General features: G+C 37.5%; 13 protein-coding genes and 1 CRISPR repeat array. Of the genes, 11 read left to right on the forward strand and 2 right to left on the reverse strand.

Annotated elements, in window-relative coordinates:
• The first annotated feature begins 499 nt into the window (after positions 1-499).
• Positions 500-1,747 carry a peptide chain release factor aRF-1 gene (prf1, locus tag MSWH1_RS12975; RefSeq protein ID WP_048129161.1) on the forward strand — a complete coding sequence of 416 codons (1,248 nt, stop codon included), beginning with the start codon at positions 500-502 and terminating at the stop codon, positions 1,745-1,747.
• Positions 1,748-1,795: 48 nt separating this feature from the next.
• Positions 1,796-2,614 carry an ABC transporter ATP-binding protein gene (locus MSWH1_RS12980; protein WP_048129164.1) on the forward strand — a complete coding sequence of 273 codons (819 nt, stop codon included), beginning with the start codon at positions 1,796-1,798 and terminating at the stop codon, positions 2,612-2,614.
• 358 nt (positions 2,615-2,972) lie between these two features.
• Here MSWH1_RS12980 and MSWH1_RS21010 read toward each other — a convergent pair whose 3' ends face one another.
• On the reverse strand, positions 2,973-3,233 hold the full coding sequence (locus MSWH1_RS21010) for a pentapeptide repeat-containing protein (RefSeq protein ID WP_082088252.1): 261 nt from the start codon (positions 3,231-3,233) through the stop codon (positions 2,973-2,975).
• 406 nt (positions 3,234-3,639) lie between these two features.
• On the opposite strand from MSWH1_RS21010, the gene MSWH1_RS12990 reads away from it, so the two are divergent.
• On the forward strand, positions 3,640-3,996 hold the full coding sequence (locus MSWH1_RS12990) for a DUF5658 family protein (RefSeq protein WP_048129168.1): 357 nt from the start codon (positions 3,640-3,642) through the stop codon (positions 3,994-3,996).
• A 123-nt stretch (positions 3,997-4,119) separates the two neighbouring features.
• On the opposite strand, the gene MSWH1_RS12995 is transcribed toward MSWH1_RS12990, so the two are convergent.
• Positions 4,120-4,659: a GNAT family N-acetyltransferase gene (locus tag MSWH1_RS12995; RefSeq protein WP_231591786.1), complete on the reverse strand. Its 540-nt coding sequence runs from the start codon at positions 4,657-4,659 to the stop codon at positions 4,120-4,122.
• Between the two features lie 113 nt (positions 4,660-4,772).
• Here MSWH1_RS12995 and MSWH1_RS18485 point away from each other — a divergent pair, with 113 nt between their 5' ends.
• From MSWH1_RS18485 to cas5b, 8 genes are all read left to right on the forward strand, one after another.
• Positions 4,773-4,994, forward strand: coding sequence for a DNA alkylation repair protein (locus tag MSWH1_RS18485; RefSeq protein WP_082088146.1), 222 nt, complete (start codon positions 4,773-4,775; stop codon positions 4,992-4,994).
• A 479-nt stretch (positions 4,995-5,473) separates the two neighbouring features.
• Positions 5,474-6,202: a CRISPR-associated endoribonuclease Cas6 gene (gene cas6, locus MSWH1_RS13000; protein WP_048129170.1), complete on the forward strand. Its 729-nt coding sequence runs from the start codon at positions 5,474-5,476 to the stop codon at positions 6,200-6,202.
• Positions 6,203-6,225: 23 nt separating this feature from the next.
• Positions 6,226-6,831, forward strand: coding sequence for a CRISPR-associated protein Cas4 (gene cas4, locus MSWH1_RS13005; protein WP_082088147.1), 606 nt, complete (start codon positions 6,226-6,228; stop codon positions 6,829-6,831).
• A 68-nt stretch (positions 6,832-6,899) separates the two neighbouring features.
• The gene (gene cas1b, locus MSWH1_RS13010; RefSeq protein ID WP_255350525.1) at positions 6,900-7,883 is read left to right on the forward strand and encodes a type I-B CRISPR-associated endonuclease Cas1b; all 984 of its coding nucleotides are present in this window, start codon (positions 6,900-6,902) and stop codon (positions 7,881-7,883) included.
• A gap of 1 nt (position 7,884) precedes the next feature.
• Positions 7,885-8,148, forward strand: coding sequence for a CRISPR-associated endonuclease Cas2 (gene cas2, locus MSWH1_RS13015; RefSeq protein WP_048129174.1), 264 nt, complete (start codon positions 7,885-7,887; stop codon positions 8,146-8,148).
• Between the two features lie 306 nt (positions 8,149-8,454).
• A CRISPR array of direct repeats spans positions 8,455-10,223; the repeat unit is 30 nt; unit sequence GTTAAAATCAGACCTTAGAGGGATTGAAAC.
• A 480-nt stretch (positions 10,224-10,703) separates the two neighbouring features.
• Positions 10,704-12,062 (forward strand): type I-B CRISPR-associated protein Cas8b1/Cst1, encoded by a 1,359-nt coding sequence (gene cas8a1, locus MSWH1_RS13020; RefSeq protein ID WP_231591793.1) that lies wholly within the window; start codon positions 10,704-10,706, stop codon positions 12,060-12,062.
• Between the two features lie 2 nt (positions 12,063-12,064).
• Positions 12,065-13,066 (forward strand): type I-B CRISPR-associated protein Cas7/Cst2/DevR, encoded by a 1,002-nt coding sequence (gene cas7i, locus MSWH1_RS13025; protein WP_048129178.1) that lies wholly within the window; start codon positions 12,065-12,067, stop codon positions 13,064-13,066.
• A 1-nt stretch (position 13,067) separates the two neighbouring features.
• Positions 13,068-13,691 (forward strand): type I-B CRISPR-associated protein Cas5b, encoded by a 624-nt coding sequence (gene cas5b, locus MSWH1_RS13030; RefSeq protein ID WP_048129180.1) that lies wholly within the window; start codon positions 13,068-13,070, stop codon positions 13,689-13,691.
• Positions 13,692-13,704: the final 13 nt, after the last annotated feature.

Below are 13,704 nucleotides of genomic sequence, written 5' to 3' on the forward strand. Positions count from 1 at the left end.
ACCCTAATAACTATCAATTACCCTAATAACTATCAATTACCCTAATAACTATCAATTACCCTAATAACTATCAATTACTCTAATAACTATCAATTACCCTAATAACTATCAATTACCCTAATAACTATCAATTACCCTAATAACTATCAATTACCCTAATAACTATCAATTACCCTAATAACTATCAATTACCCTAATAACTATCAATTACCCTAATAACTATCAATTACCCTATTTTATGAGAACTTAAGATACTGATAAAAACTTATTTGTCCCAAAATTATTTCTCATTTCCTATTCTGGTTGTAATCCCTTATTCTTTTTTACCAGTGACCGCCCAATATCTGCCCACTTCGTGAGCATGCGGGGGTGGAGGGAAGTTTTACAGGAACATTTAAAAAAATATTTTTGAAAAGATAAAGCATAACTTAATTATTGTAGTCTTCTATTATTTTTTAGGTCCTTCAACTATTTTGTATGAGAGAAGGAGGAAGCTGGAATGGGTGAATACTGTACATATGAAAAATATGTATTTAAAAAGAAGCTTGAAACTCTAAGAAATAAAAGTGGAAGGGGCACAGAATTAATTTCCCTTTATATTCCTCCTGATAAACAGATTTCAGATGTTACAGATCATTTGAGAGAAGAACATAAACAGGCTTCGAACATTCAGCCTGAACTTGCCAGCAAGAACTTACAGGGAGCACTTGATTCTTTGCTGGCAAAGTTAAAATTTCTTAACAAAGTACCGGAAAATGGGATAGTTTATTTAACAGGAACTGTCGATACCGGAGCTAACAGGACAGGCATGGTGAACGAAGTTCTTATTCCTCCGGACCCTGTTGTGCGTTATATATATCACTGTGATTCCGTTTTTTATCTTGAGCCTCTTGAGGAAATGCTTAGAGAGTGCAGTACTTATGGGCTTATACTTCTTGATTTAAGAGAAGCTACTATCGGAATGCTTGTAGGTAAACAAATTGAAGTTATCAGGCATCTCCACTCTACGGTCCCCGGCAAACAAAGAAAAGGAGGCCAGAGCGCGCATCGTTTTGAACAACTCAGACGCATTGCTATTCATGATTTCTACAAAAGAATAGGGGATGCTGCAAGTGCGGCATTCCTTGAATTAGAGCCAGCTGAACTTAAAGGCATTCTTATAGGAGGGCATTCTCCGACTAAAGAAGAGTTCAGTGAAGGTGAATTTCTACATTATGAGCTTCAGAAAAAGGTTCTCGGATTGTTTGATACGGGGTATACGGATGAATCGGGTTTTTCTGAGTTAATAAATGCAGCAGAGGATACACTCCAGGGTATTGACTTATTTAAACAAAAGAAAGATATGGAAATATTTTTTAAAGAGATCGCTACTGAGTCTGGTAAAGTATCCTATGGAGAAGACAATGTGCGGGCAAATCTTGAAATAAAGGCAGTTGATGTGCTTTTACTTTCAGAAGACCTGAGATCTGAAAGAGTGACTATCAAATGCAGCATTTGCGGATATGAGAATAAACGGACAAGGAAACGGAAACCCAATGAAGCTGTTCCTGTGGCAGGAAATTGTCCAGAATGTGGTTCTGCACTTGAAGCCACGGATGTTATTGATATCGTTAGTGAATTATCAGAACTCGCCGATAAAGGCGATGCAAGGATTACTTTTATATCAACAGATTTCGACGAAGGCTCTCAATTTATGATAGCTTTTGGTGGAATTGCTGCAATCCTCAGATATAGTACAGGGGTGTAATTACCAACATTTATTTCATCAATTATTGCTTCCAGAATAGATGATAAAATGACCCGGAAAACGATCTCTCCAGGAAAAAATGATTCTGCTTTCCTGCTTGAATTAAAAAACGTAACTGTTGTCAGGGGTGGGAAAAAAATCCTCGATTCGGTATCTCTTTCTATTGAGCGAGGAGAACATGTTGCAATTATAGGGCCTAATGGCTCGGGCAAATCTTCCCTGATAAAGACATTTACAAAAGAATACCACCCTCTTGCAGCACCAGATGGGCTTGTTCTAAAAATCATGGGCAACGATACCTGGAATGTTTTTGAGCTCAGAAAATTACTGGGAATCGTCTCTGGAGATCTTCAGCAGACGTATTGCCGTCAGACAAAAGTTCTGGATGTCATACTCTCGGGATATTTCAGCAGCATAGGGATCTACTATAACCACAAGGTTACCCCTGAAATGGTAGCCAGAGCAAGAGAAGTTCTTGAGTTTCTTGAGATTACTCACCTTGCGGATCGGTTGATGTGCGAGCTTTCCACGGGAGAAGCCAGAAGAGCACTTATAGGGAGAGCTCTTGTGCATGATCCGCAAGCTCTCATTTTAGATGAACCCACAACCAGCCTTGACCTGAAAGCCCTTCACAGTTTCCGTGAAAGCGTCCGGAAAATTGCGGATTCAGGAAAAAGTGTCATTTTGGTCACCCACGCCCTTGAAGATATTATACCCGAAATTAACCGTGTGATCCTTATAAAAGAAGGAAAAATCTTCAGGGACGGAAAAAAAGAGAAAATACTGACAGATGCCAATCTCTCGGAACTTTTCTCTCTTCCGGTAAAAATCCTGGAAAAAGGAGATTACTACCAGGCTCTCATCTGAGGAGGATTGTTCTGCAGGCAGAGTTGCAGTTCCGCAATTTGCAACAAAAGTCATCGAAGCTTACTCTGCAAATTGTAAAAACCGGTTCAATCCATTATTTTTGCGGCAATAAACTTAATTCTATATCTTTATAGCCTTAATCCGAGACCTCATGTCACTTTCATCTTACATGACTAAATTAGTGGGTTAAGGGATAGTTTCCTCTTTTCACTCACACTATCCCAAGAAGCTTCCTGAGGTCAAAAACGTGCCAGGTTTCCTTACTCATTATTTATCAGTATGAGCCCGTCGGTTCTTTAAGTTTGAAATCAGACTTTCAACCAGTACTTAAGTCGTTATCTCCAGCAGGGCTCTCAATTCATGATTTTGCTGGATCACTTTTATTGAGATCACTTTTATTGAGATCACTTTTATTGGGATCACTTTTATTGAGATCACTTTTATTGGGATCACTTTTATTGAGATCACTTTTATTGAGATCACTTTTATTGAGATCACTTTTATTGAGATCACTTTTATTGAGATCACTTTTATTGAGATCACTTTTATTGAGATCACTTTTATTGGGATCACTTTTATTGGGATCACTTTTAGTCGGAGTTTTCCTCCTGGTTGAAATACTCCTTTTTAAATCTTTTCCATCTTACAGTACACTTCTTAACTCTAGAAAAAACCAGTCTGCGTATATCCCAAGAAGACATGTTTTAGAGGTATCAGTTTTTCTTTAGAAATGATCTCCAAAATATACTCAAAAAAGAATTCAGGAGCCTTTAAAATCTCTTTTTTTATTTTATTTCTGAAAAAATTCTGTTAATATATATTTTATTGTTTTTAAGCATATTTAAGCTCATTTAAACCTTTCTTTCGTATACGGGTGTTCATAAACACATTAAATATTATTAAAACAGTTACGGTCCCCTTACTAAAATTTGTAAACCTCTATCTTAGTTTCTTACGTTTATATAATCTTAGAAACTAAAATCGCTTTAAATGAAAAACAAAGAAGTAATCGAGGGGGGTTTTTCTTGGAAGTTGGCTATGTTCAGAGTTCATTTAGGTCTTATCTGTACGAAATCCGTTTTATTATCCTTTTCTATGTGATAGGGGACTGGGTATCTACCTTTTACGCCCTGCCGTTCGGCACGGAATATAACCCTATTCCCGCAATGATACTGGAAAATTACGGAATTTATCATCTCTTGCTTATAAAAATTGTATTTGTCCTTTTGCTCTTTTACGTAGCTCCGTTAATAAAAACGTCAAAGGAGCGTTGGGCTCTCACAAAACACATAATAGAATCCGTAGGCATTCTGGTAACCATAAACAACCTTATGGTGGTCTGGTACGGAGTCAGCCTTGTAGAGACCGTTGGGCTGGTCTGAGTTTTGCAGACCCCCGATACAGGCTTTGTTTCTTCCTTTTTTATTTTTTACCTATCGGTTGATTTAAACTTAATTTTTGCTGCTGCCCCACTGCCCTGTTTCTCACCCTTTTCTTGCCGCTTTTTACCTGGTTTTAGCATATACAAAGCAGTCATAATACTCTTTACCTATCCTGTGGATTTTTTTTGCAATTCCTTCTTTTTCGTACCCGCACTTCCGGGCAACCTGCTCACTTGCGAGGTTTCTAATATCCATCAGGATAACAATCCTATGTAATTTCAGTTCACCAAAACCAATTTCCTCAAGCTGCCTTACAGCTTCGGTTGCAATTCCATGCCCCTGATAAAGTTCGTCCACAAGATAACCGAGTTCCCCTGCCCACGGCCTGTGCTGATCGATCCTGATCCCACAGGCTCCTACAAGTATTCCGTTATAAAGAATTGAATAGTTGTATTCAAAATTGGTTTTCTTTTTTACCTCATTCAGATTCAAGAATCGCTTTTCATCTTCAAGGGTTTCTACCGGGACTTCTACAAATTCAAAGGCCGTTTGTGTGAGAATTTCAAATAAACGCTCGGCATCGAAAAGTTCCTGAGGGCGAATCTTTACCTGAGGCATGATGGAAAATTGAGCTTCCCTCATGAAAAATGTTTTGAATGCCACCCAGATTTGTCTTTCCGGAGCATCGTACCTTTCCTATACCTGACCATTTCTTTCACCTGAAAAACAAGATATAAGTAACACCTTTGATTAAATAAAAAACTGTGTAAACCGATATCGTATCCAGGGCCAGAAAGGACTTAACCGGAAGTGTTGACGAAAAGACAAAAAACAGCTATTCCCGCTTTTTTAAAGAAGAGGTGAAATGCTACGGGGTTAAGTCTTCTACTGTTGGAAAAATCGCAAAGGACTATTTTAAAGAGCTGCAGCAGGCAGGGAAGGCAGACAAAAGAAATATATTAAAGGTTAAAAATAGAAGGGGGGAGGAAGTTTTTTAGATGAAGCACCCTCATTCTCCACCTATAAGCCCCTTTCTCCCCCATATTCCCTAGTCTTTGTTCCCATATATTTTTGCCAGCAGTCTGGTCTGCAGGCTGATCCATTGATGCAAGCTTTGTCTGTCTGCCAATTAACAAAATGTCTTCACAAGTATTTTTTTCTTTTTACCCAGTCGTGATAAAAGTTTAGCACTACCTAAGTTTCAGTGAGAATGTTTACCCGACCTCCACTTCTTCTATGCTTCTCTGGATAGCGTAATATAATGATAACTTTCTAGTTTTAGTTATTGAGACGTGTTGTGAAGATGGGAAAATGTTAAAATGTGGAGATGTAAAGATGTGATAATTTGAGAAATTAGGGGAAGAGGGAGAAAAACAGTCATTTAAGCTGGTAAAATCCGACAGACAGGAGCCTATTAATTTATACTTTATCTCACAATACTTTTAATTATAAATACAAAAAGTTCTAATAGTTATTTATGAGATGCAGGGTAAGTGTTAGAAAAATATCTTCCGGTCCGCTCCATTATGATTATCAGTATGGCCTTGCTTCAATGCTATACTTAAAATTAGCTGCTTCAAATATAGACCTTGCAGATAAAACTCACAGTAAGAAAGGTTTTAAATTTTATACGTTTTCAAACCTCATTCTTGATGACAGAATTCCCGAAAAAAGCGGGTTAAACTTCAGGAAGGCTCATTTTTTCCTTTCATCTCCTGACCCAGAGTTCATAAGAAGTTTTGCAGAAGGACTTTTGCTTGAACCGGAATTTTTCCTCGGAAACGGCGAAAATAAGGCAAGCTTTATAATTGAAAGGATTGAAGTCCTTCCTGCGGTTCATTTTTCGGATACGTGTACTTTCAGGACCCTTTCCCCTATTTACTTAAAAACCCTGAGAAAACAGGAAGAACGGTTGGTTGAGTTCGATCTTTATCCTAAAGACTCAAAGTTTCACGAAAACCTGCATAAAAATCTGGTTGCCCGATACGAAGAATTCTATGGATCAAAAATCGAGAAGGACTTTTTTGAAGTTATGAGTATTCCAAATTTCAAGCCCAAGCGCGTAAAGGTAGGAGACAATTATAGACGCTGTAGTTTGATGGATTTATCTCTATCCGCAAACTCGGAACTCCTGGAGTTTGCATATGATGCAGGGCTGGGAGAAAAAAACGCTATGGGGTTTGGATGTGTAGGTATATTGAAATAAACACAAAGTAAGGAGATTCTGGAGTGAAAGATGAATCTGTTAAAGATACAGATTATAGTTTAGATGAGCTGAAGGATGAGCCTGAAACAAATATATATGCAGAGGTTTTCCTGGGTTCGGTTCGGATTACTGGAGTTAAGGTAAATTACTATCATATCTGCAAGACAAAACTCTGGCTTTTTTCTCATAATATAAATCTTGAGAGAGGTGACGATAATGTTGCCCTGGGAAAGATTCTGCACGAAGACCGCTATAAGAAGAATCTTAAAAATATTGCCATTGATGGTATAAGCATTGATTTTGTGAAAACGGGAAAAAGAACTGAGATTCATGAAATCAAAAAAAGTAAAAAAATGGATGCTGCGGATAGAGCTCAGCTTTTATTTTATCTTTATTACCTCAAGAAAAGAGGTTTTGATGCAGTAGGAATTTTAAATTATCCTCTGCTGAATAAAACAGAGAAAATTGAAATGAATGCAGAAGATGAAGCCAATATTGAAAGAGAAATTGAAGAGATTAAAAAAATAGTTCTCAGCTCAATGCCTGCACCAATGCACAAAAAAATCTGTTTAAAATGTGCTTATCAGGAATTTTGTTTCTGTGGTAGGGGCGATAAAAATGGAGAATGAGCGAACTAAAAAAATCGTGATAATATTGAAAAGTAAAAGGGGGTAAAAGAATCCGGGAAGATTTTTACATTTTACAGGACGGAATTTTGAAGAGAAAAGAAAACACGGTCTATTTTGAAAACAAAGAAGGCAGAAAGATTCTGCCAATAAACAAAATAAGTTCTATTTTCGCTTACGGAAACCTGTCGTTTTCGTCAGGAGTTGTTTCTTACCTTTCAAAAGAAGGAATTCCTATTCATTTTTTCAATTACTACGGCTTCTATGAGGGTTCGATGTATCCACGGGAGACCCTGATCAGTGGAGATCTGGTTATACGACAGGCTGAATATTACCTTGATCCTGAAAAACGGTTGTGTCTTGCTGGAAAATTTATAGAAGGTGCCTGTGGAAATATTCTGAAAAACCTCAAATATTATGCAAGAAACCGGGGAGACATTCAAGAGATAATCGAAAATTATGTAACTTCTATAAAAACCGAATTGTCCCGGCTGATAGATGCGGAAACAGTGCCTTCTATGATGAGGGCGGAAGGAAAAATTAGGGAACTCTACTACAATGCGCTTGACGAGATATTCCCTGAGGAATACAGGATAATAAAACGTACCAGAAGACCGCCAAATAACAAAATGAACACATTAATAAGTTTTGGGAATTCTCTGGTCTATTCCACTACCCTTTCAGAGATTTACAATACTCAGCTTAACCCCACAATTTCGTATCTTCACGAGCCTTTTGAACGCAGGTTCTCTTTATCTCTCGATGTAAGTGAGATCTTCAAACCAATCCTGATAGACAGGATAATTTTTAAGCTTGTTAACAAAAACATGCTAGATGATGGTTGCTTTCGAGGAGAAATCGGAAACATGCTATTGAGTGATAAAGGTAAAAAAATTTTCCTCAAAGAATACGACGAGAAGCTCAAAACCACCATCAAGCACAAAGGCTTGAACAAGAGTGTTTCATACAAACGCCTTATTCGGCTTGAGCTATATAAACTTTCAAAGCATGTTCTTGGTGCAGAAAACTACAAACCTCTTGTAATGTGGTGGTAAAATGTACGTGGTAATTGTGTACGATGTAGGAGTAGAAAGGGTAAACAAAGTGAGAAGCTTTTTAAGGGAATACATGAACTGGGTTCAAAATAGTGTTTTTGAAGGTGAACTCACAAAAGCCGAATTCCTGAAAGTTAAGTCAAGGCTTAAAGAACTCATAGAAATAAACCATGACCACATTATCTTCTACAGCTCCAGAGATAAAAAATACCTTGGAATAGAAAATCTCGGAACTCCAAAAGCAGATACAAACAACATAATTTGATCAGCCATATCTGCAAATTTCACTACTTAAGCCTTCATACAAGAGCCAACACATTATATATATATTTATCAAAGATCCCCGTCAGAAGATTCTGCTTATCTTCTTTTTTCGTGGATCTTTATAAATGAACCACCGAAAGAACGATCCCCGAAACTTCCTCTTGAATATTCATTCAGAAAAGGATACTTTTATATTGTACAACACCAAATACCATTGTCTAAAAACAACATCAAACTCCGAATTATCCAACTCTTATTTGAAAGGACTCCACATCCAATTTACCTAAATTCGGGGAAAAATTTCTTGGTTAAAATCAGACCTTAGAGGGATTGAAACGTGAGATACTCGATAAGAATCTTATCATCTTCTCTGCGTTAAAATCAGACCTTAGAGGGATTGAAACACTTTACAGCCCCCTTTTACTGGTGACCTATAATATTGTTAAAATCAGACCTTAGAGGGATTGAAACCTTCCTGTGCTGCAACGGTATAGGCTGCAATGACAGTGTTAAAATCAGACCTTAGAGGGATTGAAACATATTTACTTTGGTTTGACATATTATCACTCCTCGGTTAAAATCAGACCTTAGAGGGATTGAAACGCTTTCTGTTGAGATGCTGCGGTGTGTGAATATAAAAGTTAAAATCAGACCTTAGAGGGATTGAAACTAATACACATCAGTACAGACATTATTTCCCATGTGATCGTTAAAATCAGACCTTAGAGGGATTGAAACTTCAGGACAATAATCAGCCCGCCTGATGTCACACTGTTAAAATCAGACCTTAGAGGGATTGAAACAGCACCATACTCAACCATCTGTTCTGGTGTCAGCTCCGTTAAAATCAGACCTTAGAGGGATTGAAACGTTCTTACGTTCCTTTTCCTGATAGGAATAACATAGTTAAAATCAGACCTTAGAGGGATTGAAACGAGTCATATCATTATCATGATTATAAAAATACATTGTTAAAATCAGACCTTAGAGGGATTGAAACTTCAAGAAATATGTAGAGGCTATGATGTTCTATAAGAAGTTAAAATCAGACCTTAGAGGGATTGAAACTTCTTCTACTGCTTTAATGCCTCCAATAAGGAGAGCATGTTAAAATCAGACCTTAGAGGGATTGAAACATAGCGTTTTAAGCGATATGGGCTGTACACGCTGGTTAAAATCAGACCTTAGAGGGATTGAAACGTGCCTGCAAGGCAGACACCATTACCCAGATAGCAGAGTTAAAATCAGACCTTAGAGGGATTGAAACTATGATTTCTTCTTCTTAACAACTACGTGAACTCTAGTTAAAATCAGACCTTAGAGGGATTGAAACTTTTCATCTTTTACGCTAGAATCCTGAAACTCAGAATGTTAAAATCAGACCTTAGAGGGATTGAAACTTAACAAGGTCTTCGACTGCATCGATAGCGAAGGGTTAAAATCAGACCTTAGAGGGATTGAAACACAGATACCGAAATTGAAGAGGTAATAAAGAAAATTGTTAAAATCAGACCTTAGAGGGATTGAAACTGTTACGCCATAGTCAAGGCTCCGATAGATATCGCGTTAAAATCAGACCTTAGAGGGATTGAAACACAACCGGAGCAAACCTTAAAACCGTTCTGGAAATGTTAAAATCAGACCTTAGAGGGATTGAAACGTGCTAACGGAACTGGTTTTGGGGTATGTAATGTATGGTTAAAATCAGACCTTAGAGGGATTGAAACCTAGCACAAGCTGAACAGGCTTCGGGAGTGCTGAAAACCCGTTAAAATCAGACCTTAGAGGGATTGAAACGTGTACCCTGATGGATTTATCTTAAGATCAGGATGCAGTTAAAATCAGACCTTAGAGGGATTGAAACGAATCATGTATCTCTATAACTCTCTAAATCATTATACTAGTTAAAATCAGACCTTAGAGGGATTGAAACGAAAAAGACATGACGGTAATGAATACTGATCGTATACGAATCAGTAGTTAAAATCAGACCTTAGAGGGATTGAAACGTAACACGTCCCCCTAATCTCGTTGGGGGAAACTTGGTTAAAATCAGACCTTAGAGGGATTGAAACACGAGGGGGAAATACTTATATAAATATTTATTCTTTAAATTAGGAGTAGAATAAAGTATTCAAAAAATAAATTGAAAAGATATATACTATTAAGAGAAATGTAATAGCAATCATTTCTTTAAGGGATTGAAAATTTAGAGTTCGCAATTTTATTAAAAAATAAGACCTTTGAGGGATCGTTTATTTTTTGCATTTTTTTATAATAAGTTACTTAATATTCCATTTAGAGTTCGTAATTAACTGCGAAAAATTTATCTACGTTAAGATATATCTTAAGATACAATTAATTCACAAAAACGGGAAAATATAATTATAAAATTAAATGAATGGTTAAGGAACAAGTTATGGATCAAACAAATCCTGTTGAATCAACATTGTTATTTTTAAAATTATTGGACATTCTACAAGAAAAAGTCCATCCTCAGAATGGGAAAAAATAAAGATATTGATACTACAAAAATAGTTATCTGGAGGGTAAATATTGATATATCAATATACAGGAAACCCATTCGTTGACACAGGGATATGGGCTATATGCGAGTGGTCTGATAAAAAAAAGCCTGAAGAAATTACAGTGAAGGACCTAAGAGAAATTACACAAGATGTGATTTCTGTATATTTAAGTTCAGAGTGGGCAAAAAGCCTTTATTCTGTTTTTCCTAATAACGCGATTACTAATCCTTCTGTGAAAAATAAGGATAAAAGGCTTCTTAAATATTTAGAGCAGTTAATTGGTCAGGTTGAATCTCAGGAAGGGTCAAAAGAGTTCGGAAACTGCATCGCTTGTGGGAGATATGATGTTGAGGACGTTAGGACAAAAACAGAAATTCCCCTTATAGGTTCAGGAACATTGATTAATTTTTTCCCTTACGGTCAGCAAGGGGCTGATTACTGCCCTGCCTGCACACTTGCAGTTCAATTTTCTCCTCTTGTATTTTATGCATGTGGAAAACTTTTGCTCATCCACTCAAACTCGACCAAAGTAATGCATTATTGGGCAGAAAAAGCGATAAAGGATGTTCAGAGACAGATTTCAGCAAACAGCTACAGAGGTTGTTTTGACGAGGGTTACAAAAATCCTGTTAATGCTCTTTTTCATATAATTGAGGACTTAATTCTCCAATACGAAGAAAGATGGGTTGAAGAGAATCCCTCTATAAGCATATACCATTTTACAAATTATAATCAGGGGCCTGATCTTGAGATATATAGAGTTCCTACACCAGTGTTCAGATTCCTGGCTTATGTTAAACAGTCAGACCAGTTTTCAGAATGGATGAAAATTGTCAGAAAGGGATATTTTAATTTGGACAAAATCAAGGAAGGAGATGAATACAAAAATAAAGGCAATTCTGTTTACATAAATCTTTTAAAAGGTCATTCTATTGTGAAATATTTCATCGACAATAAAGCGAGGCAGGTCTACGGGGATTGGCAGTTACTGGAATATTATTTGACAGAGGTAAGAAACATGAGTAGTAAGAGATTGGATACCCTCAAAAAAGTTGGGGACAGCATCTCAGATTATATAAAGGATACTCAAAACATAAAAAAATTGAATCAGCTTGAAATGGCGAGTAATTTTGCCACATTCAGGAACATATTGAGACTGATCGAAAAAGACCGAATTAAAAGAGGTTCTCAAGACTCACTTTTTACTCTTGAAGAGTTTATGGAAGACCTCTTTCCTGAAGGAAACATGGGCTGGAGGGAGACTCAAGACCTTTTACTTTTCAGGATTTACGAAGATCTGCACAACTGGCTGGTTGAACAGGACGATTTGAAATCAGAACTGATTTCTATCGAGGACGAAGAAACGGAATTATCTGAGGAGAACTGACTATGACACATACAGTAAACGGTTTCATGCTTATCGATGCTCCCCATTCAGCACTCAACAACGCAGGAAATGATAGCAGTGAAAGGACGGAAAACATTGTCAGAGTAAAGACAATCCGGAAAGGAAGGAAAGTATACCCATATGTCTCAGGACAGGCTCTCAGGTACTGGTGGCGTACAACCCTCGAGGAGAAGTTCAATTGGAATGTCTCCCCTATCGAGCGTGAAAAGAAAATAGCATTCACAAGTGCTAATCCGGTAGAATATGATGACGACGACGTATTTGGATACATGCGAGCTCTCAAAAAAGCAGATGGTGGTACTGTAACAAGGCTTTCCACCTTGAAAAACTCCCCTCTTGTTTCGGTTGCAGGTCAGGTTCCTACGGAAGATTTTGGAGTAATGGCGCGCCACGAAGGTGACCCTGTTCCTTATGAACATGAATTTTACTCCACGGTTTTGAAAGGAATCTTTTCCCTTGACCTTGACAACATCGGTGTGTTTCACAAGAACGAAAAAACAGGATACAAAAATATGTATCCTGAACTTGAAGCAATTGCAGAAAAAAATGGGGCGGAAAAAATAGAAAGTAAATGGGTAATGCCTGCCGAAGTAAGGATGAAGAGGGCAACAGATGTGTTAAAAGCTCTCCCTTACCTTACAGGCGGTGCAAAACAGACATCCCATCTCACTGATGTTTCCCCAAAACTTCTCATACTTGCAGGAATAGACGGTGGAAATCATCTCTTTATGAATCTCGTCAGAGAGGAAAATGGAGAAGCTCTCGTAGACCTGGAAGCTCTGGAAGAAGTGATTTCCGATTATTCAGATATCCTGTTGACTGACATCTATATCGGAAGACGTAAAGGTTTTATGGATGAGCTTGATCCTGCACTTAAAGCTCTAGCTGAAAAATATACAGGCAACAGTCAAAAAGTAATTTATGGTTCTATAAACGAAATAGTTGATTCTTTTGTGCAAACGATTCCCGGGCTGATGAGATAAGATGAAAGTCTTAAGGATAAAAATTGGAAGCTGGACCGCATCCTTCAGGTATCCCGGATTCATAAGCGGATTTCAGCCTACTCTTCCAGTTCCTCCCATAAGTACTGTGTATGGGTTGATTTCAGCAGCGAGAGGAGAATTAACTGTCCCTGAGGATGTAAGCGTTGGTTACGTATTTGGCTTTGAGAGTAAAGCAGTAGACCTTGAAACGATCTACGAATTAAGTCCAGGGCTTTCTGCAAAATCAAATGTCATAAAAAGGGAATTTTTGTATAATCCTGAACTTTATCTCTATCTTGACAGGCCTGAGTATAGTAAATATTTCCGTAAGCCTCAGTATCCCCTTCTTTTTGGTAGATCTGGAGACTTGGCAAAAGTTTCAGAAATAAAGGAATTGGAACTTGAAGAAGAGGCTGGAAAGAGGTTGGGGAAAACTATTCTTCCTTTTGGAATTAAAGGTGCATATGGTCTAGTGCAGGCTCTCCCAAGTCACTTTACTGATACTATTCCCAGAAAAGCTGTAGGAGTAAAACCATATCTTCTTATGGACGAGTTTTTCACCTATCCTGAAAAGTGTTTATTTGACCCAGAAATGAACTGGGCAGTCTGGCTTCATAAGAGTTGATTGACAAAGTAAG

The sequence above is a fragment of the Methanosarcina sp. WH1 genome (assembly GCF_000970005.1).
GTDB lineage: Archaea > Halobacteriota > Methanosarcinia > Methanosarcinales > Methanosarcinaceae > Methanosarcina.

Coding starts and splice junctions, on each gene's coding strand:
- MSWH1_RS12980 (WP_048129164.1), top strand. CDS start 1,796: ATGACCCGGAAAACGATCTCTCCAGGAAAAAATGATTCTGCTTTCCTG.
- cas5b (WP_048129180.1), top strand. CDS start 13,068: ATGAAAGTCTTAAGGATAAAAATTGGAAGCTGGACCGCATCCTTCAGG.
- cas2 (WP_048129174.1), top strand. CDS start 7,885: ATGTACGTGGTAATTGTGTACGATGTAGGAGTAGAAAGGGTAAACAAA.
- cas6 (WP_048129170.1), top strand. CDS start 5,474: ATGAGATGCAGGGTAAGTGTTAGAAAAATATCTTCCGGTCCGCTCCAT.
- cas7i (WP_048129178.1), top strand. CDS start 12,065: ATGACACATACAGTAAACGGTTTCATGCTTATCGATGCTCCCCATTCA.
- prf1 (WP_048129161.1), top strand. CDS start 500: ATGGGTGAATACTGTACATATGAAAAATATGTATTTAAAAAGAAGCTT.